The 24,349-nt window shown below is 63.3% G+C and carries 17 protein-coding genes; 11 read left to right on the top strand and 6 right to left on the bottom strand.

Annotation, left to right across the window (positions count from 1 at the left end; genetic code table 11):
- Positions 1-12 precede the first annotated feature (12 nt).
- Genes KF730_RS03015 through KF730_RS03025 form a run of 3 tightly spaced genes read left to right on the top strand, consistent with a single transcriptional unit; the run spans position 13 to position 3,424 of the window.
- Positions 13-1,416 carry a 3-oxoacyl-[acyl-carrier-protein] synthase III C-terminal domain-containing protein gene (locus tag KF730_RS03015; protein WP_294092155.1) on the top strand — a complete coding sequence of 468 codons (1,404 nt, stop codon included), beginning with the start codon at positions 13-15 and terminating at the stop codon, positions 1,414-1,416.
- Complete coding sequence (locus tag KF730_RS03020) at positions 1,416-2,612, top strand: acetyl-CoA acetyltransferase (RefSeq protein ID WP_294092156.1); 1,197 nt, start codon at positions 1,416-1,418, stop codon at positions 2,610-2,612. The genes KF730_RS03015 and KF730_RS03020 overlap by 1 nt, the downstream gene beginning before the upstream one ends.
- 23 nt (positions 2,613-2,635) lie before the next feature.
- On the top strand, positions 2,636-3,424 hold the full coding sequence (locus KF730_RS03025) for an enoyl-CoA hydratase-related protein (RefSeq protein WP_294092157.1): 789 nt from the start codon (positions 2,636-2,638) through the stop codon (positions 3,422-3,424).
- Between the two features lie 53 nt (positions 3,425-3,477).
- Here KF730_RS03025 and KF730_RS03030 read toward each other — a convergent pair whose 3' ends face one another.
- From KF730_RS03030 to KF730_RS03040, 3 genes are read right to left on the bottom strand one after another with little or no spacing between them, the layout of a single operon-like run.
- Positions 3,478-5,166, bottom strand: a complete 1,689-nt coding sequence (locus tag KF730_RS03030) for an acyl-CoA dehydrogenase family protein (protein WP_294092158.1) — start codon at positions 5,164-5,166, stop codon at positions 3,478-3,480.
- 31 nt (positions 5,167-5,197) lie between these two features.
- On the bottom strand, positions 5,198-6,418 hold the full coding sequence (locus KF730_RS03035) for a CoA transferase (protein WP_294092159.1): 1,221 nt from the start codon (positions 6,416-6,418) through the stop codon (positions 5,198-5,200).
- A gap of 35 nt (positions 6,419-6,453) precedes the next feature.
- The gene (locus KF730_RS03040; protein WP_294092160.1) at positions 6,454-7,260 is read right to left on the bottom strand and encodes an enoyl-CoA hydratase-related protein; all 807 of its coding nucleotides are present in this window, start codon (positions 7,258-7,260) and stop codon (positions 6,454-6,456) included.
- Between the two features lie 235 nt (positions 7,261-7,495).
- Between KF730_RS03040 and KF730_RS03045 the strand changes: the two genes are divergently transcribed.
- From KF730_RS03045 to KF730_RS03080, 8 genes are read left to right on the top strand one after another with little or no spacing between them, the layout of a single operon-like run.
- Positions 7,496-8,590, top strand: coding sequence for a thiolase family protein (locus tag KF730_RS03045; protein ID WP_294092161.1), 1,095 nt, complete (start codon positions 7,496-7,498; stop codon positions 8,588-8,590).
- Complete coding sequence (locus KF730_RS03050) at positions 8,587-9,009, top strand: Zn-ribbon domain-containing OB-fold protein (protein ID WP_294092162.1); 423 nt, start codon at positions 8,587-8,589, stop codon at positions 9,007-9,009. The genes KF730_RS03045 and KF730_RS03050 overlap by 4 nt, the downstream gene beginning before the upstream one ends.
- A gap of 33 nt (positions 9,010-9,042) precedes the next feature.
- Positions 9,043-9,828, top strand: coding sequence for an enoyl-CoA hydratase-related protein (locus tag KF730_RS03055; protein WP_294092163.1), 786 nt, complete (start codon positions 9,043-9,045; stop codon positions 9,826-9,828).
- 47 nt (positions 9,829-9,875) lie between these two features.
- On the top strand, positions 9,876-11,072 hold the full coding sequence (locus KF730_RS03060) for a CoA transferase (protein WP_294092164.1): 1,197 nt from the start codon (positions 9,876-9,878) through the stop codon (positions 11,070-11,072).
- Positions 11,073-11,089: 17 nt separating this feature from the next.
- Positions 11,090-12,262: an acyl-CoA dehydrogenase family protein gene (locus KF730_RS03065; protein ID WP_294092165.1), complete on the top strand. Its 1,173-nt coding sequence runs from the start codon at positions 11,090-11,092 to the stop codon at positions 12,260-12,262.
- 11 nt (positions 12,263-12,273) lie between these two features.
- Positions 12,274-13,953: an AMP-binding protein gene (locus KF730_RS03070; protein WP_294092166.1), complete on the top strand. Its 1,680-nt coding sequence runs from the start codon at positions 12,274-12,276 to the stop codon at positions 13,951-13,953.
- Positions 13,950-15,134: a CaiB/BaiF CoA-transferase family protein gene (locus tag KF730_RS03075; RefSeq protein WP_294092167.1), complete on the top strand. Its 1,185-nt coding sequence runs from the start codon at positions 13,950-13,952 to the stop codon at positions 15,132-15,134. Before KF730_RS03070 ends, KF730_RS03075 begins: the two co-directional genes overlap by 4 nt.
- Positions 15,135-15,145: 11 nt before the next feature.
- Positions 15,146-16,477, top strand: a complete 1,332-nt coding sequence (locus KF730_RS03080; protein WP_294092168.1) for an MFS transporter — start codon at positions 15,146-15,148, stop codon at positions 16,475-16,477.
- Positions 16,478-16,495: 18 nt separating this feature from the next.
- Here KF730_RS03080 and KF730_RS03085 read toward each other — a convergent pair whose 3' ends face one another.
- From KF730_RS03085 to KF730_RS03095, 3 genes are all read right to left on the bottom strand, one after another.
- Complete coding sequence (locus KF730_RS03085) at positions 16,496-17,290, bottom strand: CoA ester lyase (protein WP_294092169.1); 795 nt, start codon at positions 17,288-17,290, stop codon at positions 16,496-16,498.
- A gap of 1,001 nt (positions 17,291-18,291) precedes the next feature.
- Positions 18,292-21,066: a pitrilysin family protein gene (locus KF730_RS03090; protein WP_365972930.1), complete on the bottom strand. Its 2,775-nt coding sequence runs from the start codon at positions 21,064-21,066 to the stop codon at positions 18,292-18,294.
- A 73-nt stretch (positions 21,067-21,139) separates the two neighbouring features.
- On the bottom strand, positions 21,140-24,349 hold the full coding sequence (locus KF730_RS03095; RefSeq protein ID WP_294092170.1) for a TonB-dependent receptor: 3,210 nt from the start codon (positions 24,347-24,349) through the stop codon (positions 21,140-21,142).

Consider the following 24,349-nt stretch of genomic DNA (forward strand, 5'->3'; position numbering starts at 1 on the left):
TACATTCCGCTCATGCGCCTGCAGCGCTCCGAGATCGCTGCGGCCAATGCCTGGGCCAATCCCTTGGCGGGAGCGGGCAAGGGCGAGCGTGCGATCTGCAACTGGGATGAGGACGCGATCACGCTGGCGGTGGAAGCCGGTCGCGATGCCATCCGTGACTTGGACCGTAACGCCATCCGCAGCGTCAGGCTGGCATCGACGACGCTGCCGTTTCTCGATCGTTTGAACTCGGCTGTGGTGGTGGAGGCGCTCGGTCTGCCGCCGGAGGTTTCCGCCATCGACTATGCCGGCAGTCAGCGCGCCGCGACCTCGGCACTGATCCAGGCATTGCAGGCGGACGAAACCCAGCTGCTGGTCAGCGCGGAAAAGCGCGATGCGAAATCTGGCAGTGTGGTGGAGTTGACCGCCGGCGATGCCGGTGTCGCGGTCGTTGTCGGCGAAGGCGAGGCGCTCGCGCTGCCGCTGGCCTGGCATAGCGTCACATTGGATTTCGTCGATCATTACCGCACTGCGAGTTCGGGTGGGGACAGCTTCTGGGAAGAGCGCTGGATCCGGGATGCCGGCTATATGGATGCAATTCCCGAGGCGATCGCGGAAACGCTCCGGAAGGCCGGCGTCGCGGCCTCCGAAATCGCGCATTTTTGCGCTCCGATGGCCGATCAGCGCGCTGCGTCGCAAATCGCCCGCAAAGTGGGAATGGCCAGCGATGCGTTGCGCGACAGTCTCGCCGCGACATGCGGGCATGCCGGCGCGGCACACCCGATGCTGATGCTGGCTTCGGCGCTGGAGGCGGCTATGCCCGGAGACAAGATCCTGGCCGTGGGCTTCGGCCAGGGGGTCGACGTCGTCCTGTTCGAAGCGACTGCCGATGTCGCGCGCCCGTCGGGCCGGACCGGCTTGCGCGGCAGTCTCGCCCGGCGGCGTGAGGAGCGAAACTATCATCGATTTCTCGCGATCAACGATGTCGCCGATTTCGATCGCGGAATGCGGGCCGAACAGGACAAGCTGACGCCAATGTCCGTTCAGTGGCGCAACCGCGATGCGATCACGGGCTTTTTCGGTGGGAAATGCGCTGCCTGCGGCACCGCGCAATTTCCGAAGTCGCGGATATGCGTCAATCCCGATTGCGGCGCGATCGACACCCAGGAGCGCGAGCCGTTCGCCGACAAGGTCGGAACGGTCAATTCCTATACAGCCGACAACCTGACCTACACGCCCGATCCGCCGGCTTGCTACGGCATGATCCAGTTTCCCGGCGGCGGCAGATGGATGATGGATTTCGCTGACGTGCGACAGGAAGACCTCTCCGTCGGCATGACAATGAAAATGGCGTTTCGCATCAAGGATATCGATCGGCAACGGGGTTACCGGCGCTATTTCTGGAAGGCCGTTCCCGAACATATGGGAGTGGCGTGATGGCTATCGGTATTCGCGACCGCGTCGCGATCATCGGGATGGGCTGCACGCGGTTCGGCGAGCGCTGGGATATGAATGCCGAGGATCTGATGGTCGAGGCTTTCATCGAGGCGCTTGATACATCCGGCATCGAGAAGGTCCAGATCGATGCCGCGTGGCTGGGGACCGGCATCGAGGAGCAGAGCGTCGGCAAGTCGGCCGTGCCGCTTTCGACCGCGCTGCGGCTGCAGTCGATTCCCGTTACCCGCGTCGAGAATTATTGCGCCAGCGGTACGGAAGCACTGCGCGGTGCGGCCTATGCCGTTGCTTCGGGTGCGGTCGACATCGCTCTGGCGATGGGTGTCGAGAAGCTGAAGGATACCGGCTATGGCGGGCTCCCGCAGCGCGGTCGCGGCACGCTGAACAACATGATCTGGCCGAACATCTCGGCGCCGGGCTGCTTCGCCCAGGTCGCGACGGCCTATGCCAGCCGGCATGGCGTCGATCGCGCTGATATGAAGCGCGCGATGGCGCATATTTCAGTGAAGAGCCACGCCAATGCCGGGCGCAATCCCAAGGCGCATCTGCGCAGTGCGCTGACGATGGACGCGGTGCTGAATGCCCCGATCATCGCGGAGCCCCTGGGGCTTTACGACTGCTGCGGCGTATCCGATGGTGCGGCCTGCGCCATCGTCACGCGGCCCGAGATCGCCGAAGCCCTCGGGCATCGGGATCCGGTCCGGGTCAAATCGCTGCAGCTTGCCGGGTCCAGCGGCGTGGAGGCGCAGTTCAACGCGTGGGACGGCAGCCATTTTGCGACCACGCGCGCGGCGGTGAAGCGCGCTTATGCCGAGGCGGGCGTTACCAATCCGCGCGACGAAATCGACCTGCTCGAAGTGCATGATTGCTTCTCCGTAACCGAATTGGTGACGATGGAGGATCTGGGCATATCGCCGGAGGGTGGCGCGATCCGTGATGTGCTCGACGGGTTTTACGATGCGGATGGCGCAATGCCTTGTCAGATCGATGGCGGGCTCAAATGCTTCGGGCATCCGGTCGGCGCGTCGGGGCTTCGCATGCTCTACGAGATCTACCTTCAGATGCACGGCCAGGCCGGCGAGCGCCAACGCAAAGATATCCCGAGGCTTGGACTGTCCCATAACCTCGGCGGCATGCCGCATCAGAGCGTCTGCGCAGTCGCGCTGATTGGTCGATAGCATTCACTTCGATGGGAGCCCGCATGCGCGTCGCCGATAGAATTTGGGAAACACTGTCGGTCACCGTGGATGCGGGGATCGCCACCATTGCCTTCGCCCGCCCGGACAAGTTCAATGCCATGAACCTGGCCATGCGCGATGAACTGTTCGAGTGTTTTGATGCGATCGCTCGCGATCAGTCGATCCGCTGCGTGATACTGACCGGGCAGGGCAAGGCTTTTTCCGCTGGCGGCGATATCAACGACTTCAGGAACTCCCCCGGGACGCTGCACAATATGATGGGGCGGCTCACCCACCGCTGGGTGCGGGCGCTCTGGAACCTGCCGCAGCCCGTGGTGGCCGCAGTCAACGGCGTCGCGGCCGGCGGCGGCGCGAGCATCGCCCTGTTGTGCGATATCGTCGTCGCGTCCGAAGAAGCGTCCTTCGTACATACGTTCATGAACGTAGGCCTAGTGCCCGATCTCGGCGGAATGTTCGTGTTGCCCCGGCTGGTGGGACTGCAAAAGGCCAAGGAACTGGCGTTTCTCGGTGAAAAGCTCTCGGCGCGTGAAGCATTCGACTGTGGTCTGGTGAATCGCGTTGTCCCGGCCCCCGAGCTGATGGAGCATGTATCCGGAATGGCTGCTCGACTGGCCGGCTTGCCGAGTTCGGCCGTTACCATGGCGAAACGAACCTTCAATCGATCGTTCGAGAGCGCCATGGATGCGGTGCTGGACGCGGAATGGATGGCGCAAAGCTATCTGTTCGGTACCGAGGAAAGTCAGGCGGGCGTTTCGGGATTCCTGTCCAAGAGCGGCGCTGCCGACAGGTGAATGCGCTACGGCCGCCGCGGCGGCCTGCGATGCGATCCGGAGCCGGTTGACGATCAGGCAGGCCCCGCTGTCCCATGGGTAGCCAGCAATCCGCGGCCGATGACGTGCGCCTGAATCTCCGCCGCGCCTTCGAAGATATTCAGCACGCGAGCGTCGCAAAGCACGCGGCTAATCTCGAATTCCAGGGCGAAGCCGTTGCCGCCGTGAATTTGCAGCGCGGCATCCGCGTTCGACCAGGCGACGCGCGCGGCCAGCAGCTTGGCCATGCCGGCTTCGATATCGCAGCGCGTTCCCTCATCCTTGCGGCGTGCGGCGAAATAGGTGAGCTCGCGGACCATCACCGTCTCCACCGCCATCAACGCCAGCTTGTCCGCCACGCGCGGGAAGTCCCGAAGCGGGCGGCCGAATTGTTTGCGCTCGATTGCGTATCGGAGACCGAGCGCCAGGGCGTTGCGGGCAACGCCAACCGCGCGGGCAGCGGTCTGGATGCGCGCGCTTTCGAAGGTGCGCATGAGCTGCTTGAAGCCCTGACCCTCGACCCCGCCGAGGAGCGCGTCGCGCGGCACCGCAAAGCCATCGAAGGCGATGTCGTATTCGCGCATGCCGCGATAGCCGAGCACATGGATCTCGCCGCCTTCCATCCCCTCGGACGGGAAGAGATCGCCCTCCGAGCCGCGGAGCTTAGGCGCCAGGAACAGCGATAGCCCTTCATGCCCGGGCTTGCTCGCATCTGAGCGGGCGAGGACCGTCATGAGATCGCTGCGCGAGCCATGCGTGATCCAGGTCTTGTTCCCGCTCAGCCGCCAGCCATCCTCCCCGGCGACCGCGCGCGTGCGCACGCGCGCCAGATCCGATCCCTGGTCCGGCTCGGTGAAAACGGCGGTGGTGAGAATCTCGCCGGAGACGATCCGCCCGAGCCATTGCCGCTTCTGTTCTTCGGTTCCCGATCCGGCGATGAGCTCGCAGGCGATTTCCGAGCGGGTTCCGATCGACCCCACCGCGATCCAGCCCTTGCTGAGTTCCTCGGTGATGACGCACATCGCCAATTTGCTCATGCCCATCCCGCCATATTCGGGATCGGCCGAGATGCCGAATACGCCAAGCTCCGCCATTTCGGCAATCAGCGAATCCGGAACCAGTGCGTTATCGAGGTGCCATTGATGCGCGAAAGGTGCGATCCGTTCGTCGACGAACCGCACGAACTGGGCGCGGATCATGTCGAGATCGCCGTCACCCAGCGTATCGGAGACGGTGTCGCCGCGCGAAAGCGCATCGACAAGGGCGGCGCGATTCGCCGCGGTATTCCCGAAATCCAAGAAAGCCTGGACGGCGGGACGGCTTTCCAGCTCGCGGACATCCCCTGCCAAGCCCAGTTCGCGTAGGCGGACCGTCTCGGCCTGGCTCATGGCGATGCCGCCGGCCAACTGGCCGAGATACTCACCGAACCCAATGCGGATCGTCAGGCGCTCCAAGCGGCCGAGCAAGCCGTCCGCAGCCAGGCGCCGACCCCAGCGAAGCGTCTGATCGAGCGTCTCGACAACTGTCCAGACCCATGCCGTTCCGTGCAGGACGCGCTGGCCGGCGTTCAGATCCGCTTCCGAGCGGCGCCCGTTGTCGAGCGGGATTGCCCGGTCGAGCACTGGAATACAGCTTTCGGCGAGCGCGCGCGCCGCGGCGACGGCTTCCTGGGCGGTTTCGAGCAACCGTTCGTCGCTCAGGAGATTTTGCAGGCTGGTGGTCATCATGGTCTCCGGGGCGTGCAATGGCACGCATCTATGCGTTGGCGCTCGCGACGATTCCGCGATCGTGCAGCGCCGCGATTTCGCCGCCCGAGCAGCCGAGCAGTTCGGCGAGCACTTCCTCGGTATGCTCACCGAGAAACGGCGCGCGGGCAGCGGGCAGGCGGTCGGCCGCTGGTAGAGAAGCTGGAAATCCAGGCGCGGGGTAACGCATCCCGCTGGGATGGCTGACATCGGAAAAGACGGGGTTCTCGCGCACCAGCCGCGGCTCTTCGGCAATCGCCGCGCGCAAGCCGTGATATTTCCCCCAGCACACGTTATTACCGGCGAAAGCGTCGAAGAGATCGTCAGACCGGCGCCGGGCTATCGCGGCGGCGACGATGGGATTGAGCGCGTGCCGATGGGAGAAGCGCGCTCCCTCGTCGCGAAAATCGGTGCCGAGGGACGCTTCGAGGCCGCCAATATCGGCAGCGATATCGAGTGCCTTGATCAGGCCAGTCCATTGGCGAGGGGTGATCGCCACCACCATGATGCGCTTGCCGTCGGCGGTAGTGAAATCGCACCCGAAAGCGCCATACAGCGCATTGCCATAGGCGGGGCGATCATGGCCCGAGGCTTCGACCTCGCCGATCTGTCCCAGATTAGCCAGGGTTGCGATCGCGACATCGCTCAAGGGAAGGCGGATCTCGCCGCCGATCCCGCAAAGCCGCCGGCGGTGCACCGCGGCGAGCACCGCCGTCGACGCCAGCGCGCCGGTGAGCAGATCCCAGGCCGGCACCACATGATTGACGGGCTCGTCGCCGCCTTCGGGCCCGGTCATATAGGGCACGCCAACCGCGCAGTTTATAGTGTAATCGACCGCGGGGGTGCCGTCATTCCATCCCATCACCCGGGCGGTGATCAGATCCGCACGATGCGCGACGAGTCGGTCATGCGCGAGAAAGCCCCTTTCGGGATAATTCGTCAGGAAGATGCCGCTGCTGGCGCCCGGCGCGGTGGCGAGCCTGACCATCAATTCGCGCCCTTCCGGATTGCTCAGATCGACCGCGACCGATTTCTTACCCTTGTTGAGGCCCTCCCAGTACAGGCTGTGACCATCCGGCGCGACCGGCCACCTTCCGAAATCGGGGCCGCCGCCAATCTGATCGATCCGGATCACTTCGGCGCCGAGCTGCGCCAGGTGCAGCCCGCACGACGGACCGGCCACGAACGACGCGGCCTCGATCACGCGCAGATCGCCGAGCATCTCGTACATTCAGCGCGCTCCCGCCAGCTTGTGACGCATGCCGCTCACTTGCCCCTGCGGGTGCGGAATTGCTGGAAATCGGGCGGGCGCTTTTCCATGAACGCGGTGGCGCCCTCGATCATCTCGGGATGGCCGGCCATCCGCATCAGCGCCTGGCCGGCATGGTTGAAGTGCGGGCGCATCATGTCCCACCACACGTTCGACGAGATTTTCGTGACTTCCAGATAGGCGGGGCTCTTGGCGAGCAGCTCATCGACCCAGCGGTCGACCTCCGCCTCGAGCTGCTCGTGTGGAACGACGGCGTTGATCCAGCCCATCTCGAGCGCCTGCGCCGCGGTATATTGCCGGCACAGCATGCAGATTTCCTTGGCCCGCTTTTCGCCGACCGACATCGCGAAGAGATTGGTCGCGCCGAAGACGGGCGAACTCCCGATGCGTGGGCCGGTCTGGCCCAGTTTCGCCTTGTCGGAAGCGATGGCGAGGTCGCATGCCACGACGAACTCGTTGCCGCCGCCGACGGCATAGCCGTTGATCGCCGCGATAACCGGCTGCGGCGCGCTGCGGATCGCCTCAAGCGCCTTCATTGCGCTTCCGAAGAGGTGCCGGGCCTTTTCGGGGTTGAAGCTGGTCAACTCGCCGAGATAGCCGCCGGTACAGAAAGCCTTGTCGCCAACGCCCGACAGAATGATCACGCCGATCTCGGGATTGGCTGAAGCTTCTTCGATAGCCGCCGCGAGTTCGAGGCAAGTGTCGCCGTCAAAGGCGTTGAGCCGCTCGGGATGGTTGAAGCTGATCCAGACGCACCCCGTACGGCGATGCTCTACCAGAATGTGCGCAGTACCTTGGGCCATCTTCATTCTCCTGTTTTCGGGGCCGGCCTTCAGGCTGTCCAAAACTGTCAAAATGCCTAATCGTAAAAATGGAACTGAATTTCAAGTCTGTTGACACAAGCTGGTTGGGCTCCTTATAGAATTGGCCAGGGAGCAGGATATGACAGAGCGAATCGACCGAAGCCTTCGCGGCAAAGTGTGCCTGGTCGGAGTCGGAATTTCGAAGCGTGTCGGCAAGGTTCCGGGGGTCAGCCCTTTGACCCACGCCGTCGAAGCCGCGCTGGCCGCCATCGAGGATGCGGGGATCGACAAGAGCGAGATCGACGGAGTCGTATCGTGTCCGACATTCGCTGGACGGTATAATCGTCCCAGCGTCATCATCGCCGAAACGCTTGGCATCCAGCCCCGCTATTCGACCAATATCAACGTTTCCGGCGGCGTAGGGGCCGCGGCGCTCAACCAGGCCGCGGCGGCGGTCGCCGGCGGGTTGGCCGATGTCGTGCTGTTCGCGACCGGCGATGCGATGCTGACCGGATTGACGACCGAACTCGCGCTCAAGGCGATGTCCGAGACCCGCGACCAGCAATATGAGGTGCCGTTCGGCATCCCTTCGTCCAATACCTTCGCGATGATCGGCGCGCGTCATGCGCATCTCTATGGCACGACCGCGGAGCATCGCGCGCATGTCGCGGTGACGTTTCGCAACCATGCGCTGAAAATGCCCGGCGCCCAGATGACGACGCCGATCACGATCGAGGATGTAGTCAATTCGAAGATCGTGACTTCTCCATACCGCAAGCTCGATTGCTCGCTGATCTCGGATGGCGGCGTCGCCTGGATCCTGACTACGCCGGAGCGCGCGAGGGCGATGAAGCAGAAGCCCGTCTATTTCCTTGGCGGTGGCGAATTCTACACGCAGGAGCATTTGTTCCTGATGGAAGATCTCGCAACGACGGGGGCGGCGCAGTCGTCGAAGCTCGCATATCGGATGGCGGGCGTCACGCCGAAGGACATCGACGTTGCGGGAATCTACGATTGCTTCACCGGCGTATGCATCGTGGTCACCGAAGATCTCGGCTTTTGCAAGAAGGGCGAAGGCGGCCCGTTCGTGGCCGAGGGCAACCTCACGCATGGCGGCGCGATCCCCGCGAACCTGCACGGCGGGCTGCTTTCCTATGCGCATATCGGCCTTGCCGGCAGCGTATATCATCTGATCGAAGTCGTGCAGCAATTGCGCGGCAATGCCGCGGACCGCCAGGTGCAGGGCGCCGAGGTCGGGCTGTTCCACAGCTTGGGCGGCGGCATGTCGTGCAATTCGACGACCATCCTCGGAACGGAGGCGACCCTGTGAGCGACGCGACGCTGGCCGAAACCAAGCCGCTGCCGATACCCGATCCCGAGTCCCAGGCGTTCTGGGACGGCGTGGCGCGTGGCGAGCTGCTGCTTCTCCACTGCAACAATTGCGGCTACGTGCATTATCACCAGCAATTATACTGCCGACGTTGTTCATCGCCCGATCTCGAGCATCGTGCGGCCAGCGGCAATGGCTTTATCTACTCGTTCAGCACCGTCTACCGACCGGCGGGCCCCGCCTTCGCGGCGGAGACGCCATACACCGTCGTGCTCGTCGAACTCGAGGAGGGGCCGCGAATGATCTCTTCGCTCGTCGGCGCTGCGCCGGAGGATGTCGATTTCGGCAAGAAGGTGCGCTTCGCTCCGGAAAAAATCACGGACGAAATTTCGCTTCCGCGGTTCGTTCTCGCGGACTGACCCTTTCCACCCGATTCAAAGCAGAGGTTTGCGATGTCCGAAGAAAATTACGTCCTGTTCGATGTCGAAGAGGGCGTGGCGACGATAACCCTGAATCGCCCGGAGCGCCGTAATGCGCTGGGGACCGCCGTATTCAAGCGCCTTTACGAGATTCTCGACGAGGTCGAGCGCAACGACGATATTCGCGTCGCCATCCTGACCGGCAGCGACTGCGGCACCTTCTGCGCCGGCCTTGATCTCAAGGAAGCGGCCGAGCTCCGCGAAACCAAGGGGATCGATATTCTCGACATTATCGGCGATCCGTCGTTCCCGCGGCTGAGCGAGCTGAAAAAGCCGATGATCGCCGCGATCAACGGCTATGCGCCCGCGGGCGGCATGCTGATGGTGCAGGCGTGCGATATCCGGGTCGGCCTTGCCGGCGCGCAGCTTGCGATCACTGAGGTCCATCGCGGCCGGGGTTCGCCCTGGGCGGTGTCGTCGCTGTGGCAGATGCCCTCGCCGGCGCTGCTGGAGCTGATGCTGGTCGGCGATCCGATGCCGATCGAGCGCTTCCACCAGATCGGTTATATCAATTATCTCGAACCGACGGTCGAAAAGGTGCTGGAACGGGCCAAGGCGCTGGCGAGGCGGATCGCTGTCGCGGCGCCCTTGTCGGTGGAGGCGGCAAAAGCGTCGATCAAGGCGGCCGAGGATCTGGTCACTGCGCATGCGCTCAAGGAAGCGAGCCGCCTGCACGACAAGGCGTACAAAAGCGAGGACGCCATCGAGGGGCCCAAGGCGTTCTCCGAGAAGCGCAAGCCGCAGTGGAAGGGGCGCTGAGCGGGAATATCCGTCGGCACGAGGCGTAGGGCTGGAGAGTTCGAGTTATGGGTACGGGCGCACTTGCCGGGCTGAAGGTGATCGATATTTCGACGATCATTGCCGGTGGTCTGGCAAGCTCGATGATGGCCGATCACGGCGCCGACGTCTGCAAGATCGAGATGCCCGAGGCCGGCGACCCGGCCCGGCACATGCAGCCTTTCAAGCAGGGCGTTTCGCTGTGGCACAAGGTCGCCGGGCGCAACAAGGCGGCTCTGACCCTCAAGCTCAGCGATCCGCGCGGCGCGGCGATATTGCGCAAAATGGTTGCGTCGGCGGACATCCTCATTGAGAATTTCCGCCCCGGCACATTGGAGAAATGGGGGCTGGGCTGGGAAGCGCTCAAACAGATCAACCCCCGATTGGTGATGGTTCGGATCAGCGGATTCGGCCAGGACGGTCCCTATGCTGAGCGGCCCGGATTCGGCACGATCGCGGAAGCGTTCGCCGGGCTGCCGGAGCGCACCGGCTTTCCCGGATTGCCGCCGCTCCTCTCGTCGTTTCCCATGGCCGACAGCGTCGCCGGGCTGTTCGCGACCTTCTCGGCGATGTTCGCGATCTACAATCGCGATCATGGCACCGGACAAGGGCAGGTCGTCGATATCGGGCTGTACGAGCCGCTGTTCCGTCTGCTCGAGGACCAGATGGTGCTCCACGATCAGCTTGGGCTGCTCGTCGAGCGCATGGGCAATCGCTCCAATCAGGCCGCGCCGCGCGGCGTCTACCCGACCAGCGACGGGCGCTGGATCGCGCTGTCGGCATTTTCGGACCGCACCGTCGGACGCCTCCTCAACGTGATTGGGGGAGAAGCGTTGGCGAGCGATGGGCGGTTCGTCACCAACGAGTTGCGCATCGCCAATGTCGAGGCGCTGGACGCGATCCTTTCGGAATGGACGGCATCCAAGACCGAAGCGGAGGCGTTGCGGATCTTCGAGGGCGCCGGCGTCGTCGCGGGCGCGATCTACGATGCCGCCAGGATCGCGTCCGACCCGCACTATCTTCACCGCGAGAATATCGTGACGGTGCACGACGAGGGCCTGGGCGAGGTCCGTGTGCCCGGGGTCGTCCCGAAATTCCAGGATACGCCCGGCGAGGTCGCGTTCCTCACCGCGCCGCTCGGGCAGCACAACCGCGAACGCTATTGCGGGGAATTCGGGATTTCGGACGCCGAATTCGACCGGCTGGTAGCGGACGGCATCATCTAGATTTCAGGCGAACGCACATGGAATTCGAATTCAACGAGATTCAGCAATCGGTCCGCGACGGTGTCGCGCGCATCTGCGAGCGCTTTCCCGATTCCTATTGGCTGGAAAAGGACGAGAAGCACGAATTCCCGCACGAGTTCGCCGATATGATCGCCGAGAACGGCTATCTCGGCATTGTCATGCCCGAGGAGTATGGCGGTGCTGGTCTGGGCTATGTCGAGGCGGCGATCATGATGCAGACGATCGCGGAATCGGGCGGCGGCATGGCCGCATGCTCGTCGATACACGTCAACGTCTTCACGCCCGGCACCATCCTGAAATACGCGTCGCACGAGCAGAAGCAGCGCTGGATCGGACGGCTTATCGCCCGCGAGGACCGCGCCGCCTTCGGCGTCACCGAAGCGGACGCCGGGATCGATACTTCAAGCATCGCGATGAAAGCCGAATGGGACGAGGGCGCGCAGCGCTATATCCTGAGCGGCAAGAAGATCTGGACCTCGGCGGCGCAGACCGCGAACAAGGTGATGATCCTGGCCCGCACGACACCGGCCGATCAGACCAAGCGCAAGATCGACGGGCTCAGCCTGTTCTATACCGATCTCGATCGCCGATATGCCGAGATCCGCGAAATCCCGAAAATGGGACGGGCCGCGGTCGATTCCAACGAAGTGTTCTACGACGGCATGCCCGTGCCGAAGGAAGATCTGATCGGGGAAGAGGGCAAGGGGCTGTACTACCTCTTCGACAGCCTGAACCGCGAACGGATCCTGGCGGCGGTCGAGGCGGTAGGCCTGGGCCGCGCGGCACTCAGGCGGGCAAGCCAATATGCGAAGGAGCGGGTCGTGTTCGGCCGACCGATCGGCAAGAACCAGAGCGTCCAGCACGTCATCGCGTCCAACTGGTGTCATCTTGAGGCCGCCAACCTGATGGCGTTCAAGGCCGCGTCTCTAGCCGACAGGGGCGAGCCGTGCGGCGCCGAGGCCAATGCCGCGAAGTGGCTCGCCGCCGAGGCAGGATTCGAGGCGTGCGAACAGGCGATCCTGATCCATGGCGGCATGGGATATGCGCGGGAATATCACGTCGAACGCTATCTGCGCGAGGCACAGATATTTAGGATCGCGCCGATCCCGCAGTCGCTCGTTCTATCCTATATCGCTGAGCGGGTCTTCGACTTGCCGAAATCGTATTGAGCGCTGCCGCGATGCGCCATTTCCCCCATTTCGAGCCGCATTTTCCGAGATCGCAATGGACGCTGCCGCAGGTGCTCGCGCACCAGGCGCAGGTGCTGGGGGACAAGCCGTTTTTGCAATGGACGGCGGATGGACAGCCGATCAGCTATGCGGAAGCGGAACGGCGCTCCAACCGCTTCGCCCGCGGGCTCGCGCGGATCGGCGTGGGTTTCGGCGACCGCGTGGTGCTCATGCTGCCGAACTCGCTCGATTATGTGTTTGCCTGGTTCGCGATCAACAAGCTCGGCGCGGTCGAGGCGCCGATCAATGTCGCGCTCAAGGGCGCCTTCTTCGAGCATCAGGCCAATATAAGCGCAGCGTCCACGATCATCATCGACGCCGGCTTTGCCGAGCGGCTTCGGGAAAGCCTGCCGAACATGCCGCGAATAGCGCGGATCATAGTCTCGGGTGATCCGGGCGCACTCGATCTGCCGAAAGGCTGGCGCGGTGAAGTGTACGCGCTGGCGGACCTGTACGACGCAGACGACAGCGCGCCCGACGTAAGGGTTCGTCCGCAGGATCTCGCCGCGATCATGTACACCTCGGGCACCACCGGACCGTCCAAAGGCGTGCTGATGCCGCATGCCCAGACCTATCTCTTTTCGGAGGAAAGCGCGCAGCTCGTCGGGCTGGGGCCGGACGATAGCTATTTCATCGGGCTGCCATTGTTTCACGCCAACGCGCAGTTCCTCTGCCTCTATCCCTGCATGATCGCGGGCGCGCGATGCGTGCTCTACGACCGGTTCAGCGCCAGCGAATGGCTGAGCCAGGCGCGGAGGTCCGGGGCGACGGTGACGAACACGCTCGGCGTGATGCTGCCCTTTGTTTACGGGCAGCCGGCGCGGGCGGATGACCGCGAACACGGTGTTCGCCGTGTTTTCTCTGTCCCGGGTCCGCACGAGAAGGCGGCCGCGTACCGCGAGCGCTTTGGCATCGAGCAGTTTCACGAAGCGTTCGGACAGACCGAGATTTGCCTGCCGTTCATGACCCCGCCCGATGCCGAGCCGCCGCAAGGATCGTGCGGCTTGCTGGTCGATCAATGGTTCGACGTTCGGCTCGCCGATCCCGAGACCGATGAGGAAGTGGCAGTCGGCGAGGTCGGAGAACTGCTCGTCCGGCCCAAGCTCCCCTGGACGATCAACGCGGGCTATGCGGCGATGCCGGAGAAGACCGCCGAGGCCTATCGCAACCTGTGGTTCCACACCGGCGACGGGCTGCGCCGCGATGCCGACGGCTGGTATTATTTTGTCGACCGGTTGAAGGACGCGCTTCGCCGCCGGGGCGAGAATATCTCTTCCTTCGAAGTGGAGGCGCCGATCCGCCAGCATCCCGCCGTCGCGGATGTGGCCGTCATCGGTGTGCCCGCGGAGGAGGGGGGCGAGGACGAAGTGAAGGCGTGCGTCGTGCTGCGCAGCGAATTCACGCTCGATCCTGAAGCGCTCGTCGCCTGGTGCGAGGAACGGATGCCGTACTTCGCCGTGCCGCGATATATCGAGTTCCTCGACAATCTGCCGCGCACCCAGTCCGAGAAAATCCAGAAAGGCGAGTTGCGCGCCGCTGGCGTCACCGACGCCACATGGGATCGGGTCAAAGCCGGATACCAGCTCAAGGAGGAGCTCGCGCGCAAGCAGAAAAGGGGCGCCGCGCAATGACCGCCAAGGCCAAGCAAATCCAGCCTCTGTCAGGCGTGAAGATACTCGAATTCGCGACGCTCCTGCCGGGACCGTTCGCCGGCTTGATGCTGGCGGCGGCGGGGGCCGAAGTGATGAAAGTCGAGCGGCCCGAAGGGGACGAGCTTCGCGGCTATGTGCCGAAAGCCGGCGAGGACAGCCTGTGCTTCGCGCTGTTGAACCGCGGCAAACGCAGTATCGCGATCGACCTGAAGGCACCCGGCAGCATCGATCGCCTGCGGCCGTTGATCCGCGAGGCGGACGTCGTGATCGAGCAGTTCCGCCCGGGCGTCATGGCGCGGCTGGGGCTGGGTTATGACGCGCTTCGCGCGATCAATCCGCGGATCATCCTATGCTCGATCACCGGCTTTGGGCAGACCGGCCCCAGGGCCAGAATCGCGGGACATGACCTCAATTACCAGGCCGAGGCGGGCCTGTTGTCGCTGACCTGTGATCGCGATGGCGTGCCGGTCTTGCCGGCCACGCTGGTCGGAGACATCGGCGCGGGCTCGCTTCCCGCGGTGCTCAACATCCTGCTTGCGCTGCGCCAGCGGGATTTGACGGGGGAGGGGGCGTGGCTCGATATCGGGATTACCGGGAATCTGCTGACCTTCCCCTATTCCTATCTCGGCTATGGCCTGGCTCTGGACCAATGGCCCGAGCCGGGTCGCGACCGGCTGACGGGGGCCTCGCCGCGGTACCAGCTCTACCGGACACGCGATGGCAGATACCTGGCCGCGGCGCCGATCGAGCAGCGCTTCTGGGACAGGTTCTGCGACGCCCTCGATCTGGCGGAAGCACTGCGCGACGATGCGGCTGATCCGGAAGCGACGCGCCGTGCGATCGGCGATATCATTGCGCGGCAGGATGCCGATCACTGGATCGCGCTGTTCAGCGGAATGGACGTGTGTGTCACGCTGGTGAAGACGATGCAGGAAGCCGCATCGGATCCCGACACCCGCGCGCTGCCGCCGCTCGCACGCCAGGTCGATACGCCAGAGGGCGCCGTGCCGGGCCTGTACCTGCCGGTATGCGCCCAGTTCCTGGGAGCCGCCGGCATCGGCGCGCATCCCGCGTTGGGAGAGGATCAGGCCGCGCTTGATCGCTCGCGGCCTGTATTGCGCGCGATCCGCCGGGGAATGCGCGCCGCTCATACCGGATAACGGAGATCGTCATGGACGCTGCGAAATCGACCGAAGGCAACGGCTCGATCGTATATTCCTTCTACGTCGTGGCGATCCTGATGGCGGTCTATGTGCTGTCCTTCATGGACCGCATATTGCTGAGCCTGCTCGTCAAGCCGATCCGGCAGGAGTTTCAGATCGGCGACACCGGCATGGGCCTGTTGATGGGTTTCGGGTTCGCCCTGTTCTACACCAGCTTCGGCCTGTTGTTCGGGGCGATCGCCGACCGCTACAATCGCCGGAACCTGATCCTGGCGGGACTGCTGGGATGGAGCATCGCGACCTGCGGCGGCGGTCTCGCGATGGGCCTCGGCACATTGATGTTCGCGCGCGCCATCGTCGGGGTCGGGGAGGGTTCGCTTGCGCCCGGCGCCTATTCGACCATCGGCGACCGGTTCTCTCCGGAGCGGCAGGGCCTGGCGATCGGAATTTATTCGATGGGCGTCGGCCTTGGCGGGGGCCTGTCGATGGTTTTCGGTGGAGCGCTGGTCCACTGGGCGGGGAATACGAGCGTGACGCTGCCCTTGCTGGGAACGCTTACGGGCTGGCGGCTGGCAATGGTGACGATGGGCGCGCTGGGCTTCCCGCTGGCAGCCCTGTTCCTGGCTACGGTGCGGGAGGCTCCGCGCAAGGCCAGGTCGATCGCTCCGCCGCCATTTTCGGCAGTGCTGCGGATGATGGCGAGGCGCTGGCGCGCTTTTGGTGGCGCCCTTGTCGGCTTCTCCTGCGCGGTCGTTTCGGTCTACATTCCCTATCTCTGGGTGCCGGCATTGTTCGCGCGGTCCCACGCGATGAATCCGCAGGAGATCGGCGGTGTTCTGGGCGTCGTCCTGATGATCTCGGGGGTTTGTGGCGTGGTGGGTGCCGGCGCGCTTTCGGACAAGCTGCTCAGCCGCGGCATGGCCGATGCGCCGGTGCGGACGATCTTCTGGGCGGCACTCGTCCAGATGCCGATCCTGGGCCTGGCCTATATCGTGCCCGATCGTACCACCGCGCTGGTGCTGCTCGCGATCGGTATGGTGCTGACCAGCGCCTCCAGCAGTCTTCAGGCGACGGCGCTCACATTGATGACCCCCGGCCAGATGCGCGGGCGCATGATGTCGATCCACCTGCTGGTGATCACCGTCGTCGGTCTCGGCCTGGCGCCGCTGTTCACCGGCTTGCTCAGTGACCATGTCTTTACGCAGGACAACGGCCTTGGCCGTTCGCTCGCGATGGTCTCGACGATCGCCCTGGCGATATGCTGCGTCGCGCTCGCGCTGTCGCGCGCGGCCATTCAGCAGGTCATCGTGGAGAGGCGGGCGGCCGCCGAGGCCGCGTGAGCGCGACGCAGAGGACCGTCAAAGCGATGCCAGGATGCGCGCGGCGCGGCGCCTGACCGGCTCGTCGATCATGGTTCCCTCGATTTTCGCGGCACCGCGCGTGGTATCGGTGCCGACCACTTGCCTGGCCCAGGCGATTTCCTCCACCGACGGATGGAATGCGCGTGAAACCGCTTCAAGCTGACGCGGGTGAATGCAGAGCTTGCCGGCGAAGCCGAGGGAACGGGCGCGCCGCGCGTCCTCGAACACGGATGCTTCGTCGTCGATCATCACCGACACCCCGTCGATCGGCGCGGCGATGCCCGCCAGCCGCGAGGCGATGACGAGTTCCAGGCGAAAGCCGTCGAGGGCGGTATCGGGGCCGATGAAGTCCAGGTCCAGAGCGAAATCCAACGCGCCGAAGGCCAATCGCTTGACGTCGGGGTGTTGCGCTACCACGCGCGCCGTGGCGAGGCCTTCCGCGCTCTCGATCAATGCTATAACGGGCTTTGGCCAACTACGCGCGTGAAGTGCGTCCGCGTCGGCTTTGGGCAGCATAATCGCCGAAGCGGTCGATTGCGCGACCGCAGCGATATCGTGCTCGAACCACGGCGTTTCGGCACCGTTGATCCGGACAATCGATCCTTTCGCCTGCCCAAGCCAATCAAAAACGGCGTGCCGCGCAGCGTCTTTGGCGGCCGGTAGCACTGCGTCCTCCAGGTCGAGGACAATCGCCTGCGCGCCCGATCCCCGCGCCTTCGAGAATCTCTCGGGCCGGTCGCCAGGCACAAAAAGGAGCGTGCGAGCATCAATTTCTGGCGGGCAACCCAACATACGATAGGCTTAATGGAATCTCATTCCATTTAAAATAGAATTCTGTCCGTTGCGGGTGGGCTGCCGACTATTAATTTACGCCTCGGAAGGAAGAAAACCATTGGATCGCGCTTTCCAAGTGTGGCGCTTGGGTCCTGATTGGGGCGTTTTGTAGGAAATGGGCGGCGACCTCCGCTCCGCCCACTGGATTGGGCCGGAGCTACCGCTGAACTCAAGCGGGCTCGCCCGCCGCCGCGCTCGCAACCGTGCCTGATGATAGGACAAGGCTCCGGGCGTCGAGCATCCCACCGGCGTCACCGAATGCGTCGTCACGTTGGACGAAGCAGGCGCCCCGATCGAAGCCGACATGCTACGCACGGCACGCAAGCTGATCGATGGGATGATATTCTCGTGAGCCGCGACGAAGGCGGCTAGATCCGCAGCCGGACGCTGGCGCCCTTCCGTGCCGGCGTTCGCGTCCCTGCCGGCGCGGTCAATGCGTATTGTCCTGTCTTGGACCCCAGTCGCATATTCCGAGTCGGCATTCTTCGCCGTCGGTTATGCTGTTGCGATGTGGGCGCTTCACGCGTGAGCAATCAAAATTTCCCAATGTTCCGAGTGCCCGATCGGGTGGTGTATGGAGCGCCATTTCCGTCAAGAGAGGGTGTCATCGGTGCCTGATCGTCGGGCTGCCACTGGTAGCGATCTCCAGCGATTTGATCGGGCCGGCGATGGTGATCGCATCACGACCTTCGCGATGAACCGACGGCGTATTGCCGCATCGTTCTGGATTGCCGGGTTTGTTCGCGCGGACGGCCGGTTTTGTCGAAGGCAGTAATTGCCCGGCACTTCGTGGCAGCCGACCTTGAAGAGCGGGGTGCCGGTCGCACCACCCCGCTCCTCGGTCAGCAGGATGACTGCCCGCGCCGTCCAGCTAGGGTTCGAGAGGCCCCTTGGTTATTAAGGGCTGTCACGTCACCGCTTCCGCAGATGAGCCGTCAACTGAGCGCACATCACGATGGTCATCGCACGCGCTTGCCATCGGCGTTGTAGACCATCACCTCACCGAAATTCAGCTTCCGTATATCCGCCTCGATTTTCGACAGGTCGCCGACCACGAACCATGTGAGCTCATTCGGACGGTAAAGCCTCGTCGCCGCAGCCTGAACCTGTTCGGGTGTGAAGGCGTCGATACGCTGGACATAGTCGTTCCAATAATTGTCCGGCAGGCCGTACAGGATGACGTTCCGATAAAGGTTCATTGCGCCGCCGGGATCCTGCAGTTCCGCCGAGAGGCCCAGCAACATCGCGTTTTTCGCGATGGCGATTTCCGCGGCCGTCGGTTTGCGGGTCGTCCCGAGTTCTCGCAATTCGCGCTCGATCTCGCGCATTGAATCAGCAGTTTTGTCTGTCTGGACCACGGCGCCGGCGCTGATCTGCCCTAGTAACGGTGCTTCGGTAAGCTGCGACTTCGCACCGTAAGACCAGCCTTTTTCTTCTCGTAGATTTAAGTTCAAACGCGATACGAAATTGCCGCCAATTACCGTGTTGACGACATTCAGCACGTCGTAATCTGCGGCGGCGCGCGCAGGCCCTGTCTCGACGACGCTAACAAGGGAAGATTCCGCGCCTGGTTGATCAGCCAGGACGATTCGAGGCCGAGCAGGAAGCTTTGCCGGCGGGAGGGGCGCCTTGACCGGCTTTGGCCCCATCGCTCGCCAACCACCAAAGCGCTGTTCGAGCTTCGGCATCATCTCGGCTAGGCTCGTGTCTCCGACGATCAGGATCGTCGCAAGATCAGGACGGATCCATTTGCGGTAATAGGCACGGAAATCGTCCACCGTCCATCGGCCAACGGTTTCCGGCGTGGAAACGCTGGCGTAGGGATGGCCCGGACCATAGACCATCTCTCCGATGATCAGCGCCAGCTTGCCGCCCGGCGAACGCTTGTTTTCCTCGAAATTCGCCTTGAACAGCGAATAGAGCCGGTCCCATTCCCCCTTGGTAAAGCTCGGATGGAGCAGGATATCGGCGTATAGGTCGAGCGCCTCGTCGAGCTTCGGCTTGAGCACGTTCATCCCGAACCGGGTTGTCTCGCTGTTGTTTTGCCACGCGATTCCAGCACTCAATTCCTGCTGGCGCTGCGAAATCTCGAGTGCGGACAGCGACGTGGTACCGGTCGATGCCAGGGCGAAGGCGGTGCTCAGTCCCTCCTTGGCAGGATCGCGCTCGGGCAGAGCGCCGATATCGAACATCATCGACATCGTAACGGTTGGCACGTCATGCCGTTCGGCCAGCAAGACCTTGATCCCATTTGACAGCGTCGCCCCCTGAAGCGGCGGCAACGAAAAGGCGTCTGGCCGGCCGAGCGGCGGCTTGGCGGCGCGATCGACCGGCTTGCCCGAGACGGTATGATTGCCGAACGGCTTTACCTCGACCGTGAAGGATCCGTCCGACAGCCATTTGCGCGCGGTATCCAGCAGCGTCTCGGGCGTCGCGTCGCGGGTGAACTCCTGCCGCCTGGTCGCGAAATCCGGCGTGCCGGCGTAAAGCTGGGCCTCGGCCAGCAATTGCGCCTTGCCCATGGTCGAGGTCTGGCCGCGGACATTGGCGGCGTATCGCTGGAACTTGATCCGGTCGAGCGTTGCTTGACTGATCCCGTCGCGCAGGAACTTAGCCATCTCTTCGTCGATCGCGGTTTCGAGTTGGGCCAGGCTGACGCCGGGCCGGGCGGTCGCCTCGATCACGAACTGCGAGCCGAGCTCGAGGAGCTGCACGCTGACATCGATGTTGCTGGCGAGCTGCAGATCGCGAACCAGCCGCTTCTCCATCGGACTGTTTTCGCCATCCGCCAGGGCGCTGGCCGCAAGGCGAAGCACTTGAGCGTCGCGGCTCGACCAGCCCGGCACATTCCAAACCTTGACGAGCTGTGGCGTCGTGACGTCCGCCTCCAGCGTGGCACGCCGGTTGCCGACCATCTTGGCGATGTATTCCTCCTGCCGCTGCAGCGCGGGACCGGCGGGAATATTGCCATAGAAGCGCTCGGCCTTGTCCCGCGCCTCCGATACGGTGATGTCCCCCGACAGCACGAGCACGGCGTTGCTTGGCCCATACCATTTCTTGAAGAACGTCTTCACATCGTCGAGCGATGCCGCGTTCAGATCTTCCATCGATCCGATCGGCGTCCAGCTATAGGGATGGCCGGCCGGATAGATCGACGCGTAGAGCAAATCGGGGAGCGCGCCTTTCGGGGAATTGGCACCCTGGCGCTTTTCGTTTTGAACGACCTTGCGTTGCTCATCGAGCTTGGCCTGGTCGATCGCCGGCAGCAGATTGCCCATGCGATCGGATTCGTACCACAGCACGCGATCGAGACCGGACTTGGGGACCGTCTGATAATAGTTCGTGCGGTCGTTGCCGGTCGAACCGTTCATCCCCGTCGCGCCGATCTCGTTCATGAATTTGAACCAATCGTCGTTGGCATGCTCGGAACCGTTGAACATCAGATGCTCGAACAGGTGCGCAAAGCCGGTGCGGCCCGGGGTCTCGTTCGCACTGCCGACATGATAATAGGTCGCGACCGAGACCACCGGCACCTTGTGATCCTCGTGGACGATTACCGTCAGGCCATTCGGGAGCGTGAATTTTTCGTACGCGATCGTGACGATCGGAAGCGGTGCCGCAGCCGGCTTGATCGCGGCAGGACGCTGTCCGCGCTTGGGAGCCGTTTGGGCGGTGGCCGCCGACAGCGACGTGGAACCGAGCAACAGGGCAATCATAGCGTGGCGCAGCGTCATATTCGATCCTTGGTTACGCAGGGAAACTGGCGCGGGAGCATCGCCCCCGCGCCGAACGGCAGGAAATTTTTCGTTACTGACCGAAGGACTTGCGAACGCTCAGCGTGAACCGCCGCAGCCTTGGGTCGCCATAGGTGCTGTAGCCCGCCAGGTTGTAACTGCTGATGGCGATGATCGGCGGCCGGCTGTTGAAGATGTTCTGGACACCGCCCGACACGCGAACCCCGCCCAGCACACCGCCAGCGTCCTTGAAGTCATAGGAAAGGAACAGGTCGCTATAGGACTGGCTAGGCACCCGGCGTGCGCCTTGATTGGCGATCGCGCTGTTCACCGAATTCTGCCCCGCCACCACGCTTGTGTCCTGGGTGCTGTAGATATTGTAGCTGTTGTAGAACTGGGTGTTCCACCGGACGGCGAGCTTACCGATCGTCCAGTCGATCCCGGCGTTTCCTTGCACTTCGAGCGGGCCGTCGCTGTTACCGGTGAAATTGAGCGGGCGAAGACCGATCGTCTGCTGCCGGACCGTGTCCGGCTGCCAGGTGGCAAGCGCATAGAGGCGGAAGTCGCCCCATTTCGAGGTCTTGAACGCGTAATCGGCCTGGAAATCGATCGCCTGGATCTGGGATCTCAGGAAATTGATCGGCGATGAATCGATCGAGATGATACGTCCGAGATACCCTGCCGGATCACCGGCACCCGGCGCCGCGCGGACGACACGCCCGGGGAACAGGTCGGGATTGGCGAGCACCAGCGCTACGGTTGGCACGCCGAGTTCGCCCTTCTTGGCGATCCGCGTATAATCAGCGGAGAAACGGAAACCATTGAAGGGCGTCAGGATCACGCCTGCCGACAGGCTGCGCGACTTTTCGGGCTGCAGGTTCGGATTCCCGGCATATAGAACGGTGTACTGATAGCCCTCGGCGAGATTGCCGCGAAACGGATCGGGCGTGAACTGGGCACCCAGCGCTGTTGTCGCCGCCGCCTGGATCACGTTCGGCGGCAGAAAGCCCGTCGCGTAGCTGGCGCGGAACATGACGCCTTCGAGCGGCGACCAACGGCCGGCGAATGTGAAATTCGTGCTCTTGAAGCGCGATTCGACGCGCGTGAAAGCCGGGATGGCGACGTTGGGATCGCTTGAATTGATCGAGCCGAAACCGCCCGGTTGATCGTAGAACGCGCCGTTGCCGAGCGAATAGTTGATATAGGTATCGCCGCCCGGCGGGGCCGCTGTGAAATAGGCGTCGTGGCGAATCGCTGCGCGCAGTTCGAGCTCACGGATCAAGGGAATCCCGCTTTTGGCGCCGACCAGAGGCAGCGTTACTTCACCATATTCCGAAGTCGTGGACTGTTTGCGGCCCGGGAAAATCGAATAGTTTCGGCCGGTCGCAGTTCCATCGGAGAAGGAGTTCCGGGATGTGTCGATGATCGTCGATTCCCGCTGGACGGCGACGGTAAGATTGGCCTTGCCTCCGGGCAGGGTGAACAGCGGTCCGGCTACGCGTAGCGAGGGATTGTTGAACTGCGACCCATATGGCCCGCTCACGAAAGTCGGATCAGGGTAGATATAGGGCGTGAAGTCGATCGGTGACTGAAACGGGTTGAGGCCTGGCCCGCCGTTGCACGTTGCGGCGCCCGAACTGAGGCATGTCGTTATCGCCGAAGGTATTGTCGTCGAATAGTTCGAGCCGCTGCTCTTGGTCCAGGTCTTGTTATATTCGAGATTGAGCGCCCAGTCTTTCCCGAGGCGGACGATCGTGCCGACGCTCAACGTGTCGGTCACCGACTTGAACCGAAACGGCAGGTTGACGCCCTGCACCGGGAAGGTCACGCGCACATTTTGCTGGAAGGGATTATTCGGAGCGGCAGCGGCCAGGGTCACCGAGTTGTTAAGGGTGCCCACGCTGTAGCTGACCGACCGATTCTCGAAGTGCGAATAGTCGGTGAACAGGTCGAACAGGTCCGAGAACTTCCGGCGCAAATTGACGTTGAACGACCGCGTTTCCGGAGACGAAAGCATGCCGCGGCGAAGGCCCTGCAGGTCGTCCGGCGGCGTCAGCGTGTAGGTGCCCGCATTCGTCCGCAACAAAGCGCCATTGTCACTCGAGACACCGGCATAACCAAGCGGCAGCGTCGTAAAGGCGGAGCCGAGATTCGCACCCCCATATTGCGGGTCGAGCACAAGATTGGCGCCCGTCGTGCTACGGATATTCACGCCATTGCTGGCGGGGGGCGTCGCCAATGTCGTGATATCGACGTTGCGACGATAAAGGTCGATGCCACGTTGCGTGAGATTGAGGCGGTTGCCGACGCGCAACGTGCCGGATTTAGCGATCCCGCCGCCAAAGGTGACCGTGGTTCTGCCGCCTTCCAGCGCAAAGCCGCCATTGATATCCAGCCGGCCGTAAGGCGCATGAAAATCGAAGGTGTCATTGTAGGTCGCGGTGAGGTCAACGCCGCGATAATCACTCCGAAGGATGATATTGATCACGCCGCCGACGGCATTGCCGCCATAGATGCCGCCGGCCGATGACGGAAGGATCTCGATCCGTTCGATCGAGCCTACTGGAATGCCGTTGATGTCGGCCTGGCGAGGGGTCTGATTCTGATTGGCGACTACGGGAAGGCGTCGCCCGTTGACAAGAATCAGGGTCTGGAGCGCGCCATTCGTACCGGTGCCGCCCAGGCCACGAAGGTTGAAACTCGAAAAGTTCGAACCGCGCCCGGTTTCCTGAGATGCCGCCCCGTTGGGGGCGGTGTTTTGCGTCAGGCGCGTCCGCAGGAATTCTTCGACCGTCGTTGCCTGGGACGATTCGATTTCGTCACGGCTGAATACAACATATGGCTGGGCGTCGTTCTCCGTGCGCCTGACATCGACGTTGCGGCTGCGATTGCCGATGACCAGGATCTCGGCTTTGCCGGCCTCGTCGCCATCCGGGTCAGCGGTTGACCCGGCTTGCCCGTTTCCCGTCTGCAACAGGCCGATCATCGCGATGCCGCCTTCGGTCGAGGTCTTGCCTAGATCGGTGCCCTCGAGCAGTCGCCTGAGGCCTTCCTCGACTGTATAGGTTCCCTTGACCGCCTTGGTGCGCTTGCCGCGCAATTCGGTGGCGCTGCCGAGGATTTGCGCGCCGGCTTGCTTCGCGAAAATCGGGATCGTTCGGGTGGCTGGACCAGCGGGGACATCGAAGGTCCGGGTCTGAGCCATCACCGGACTCGCAGCCGCTACGCACAGTATGGCGGCCGCTCCGGCCATCAACTGCTGATACGTCCCGAAATTACGCAT

Origin of the sequence: Sphingomonas sp. (assembly GCF_019635515.1) — a bacterium.
Lineage (GTDB): Bacteria > Pseudomonadota > Alphaproteobacteria > Sphingomonadales > Sphingomonadaceae > Sphingomonas.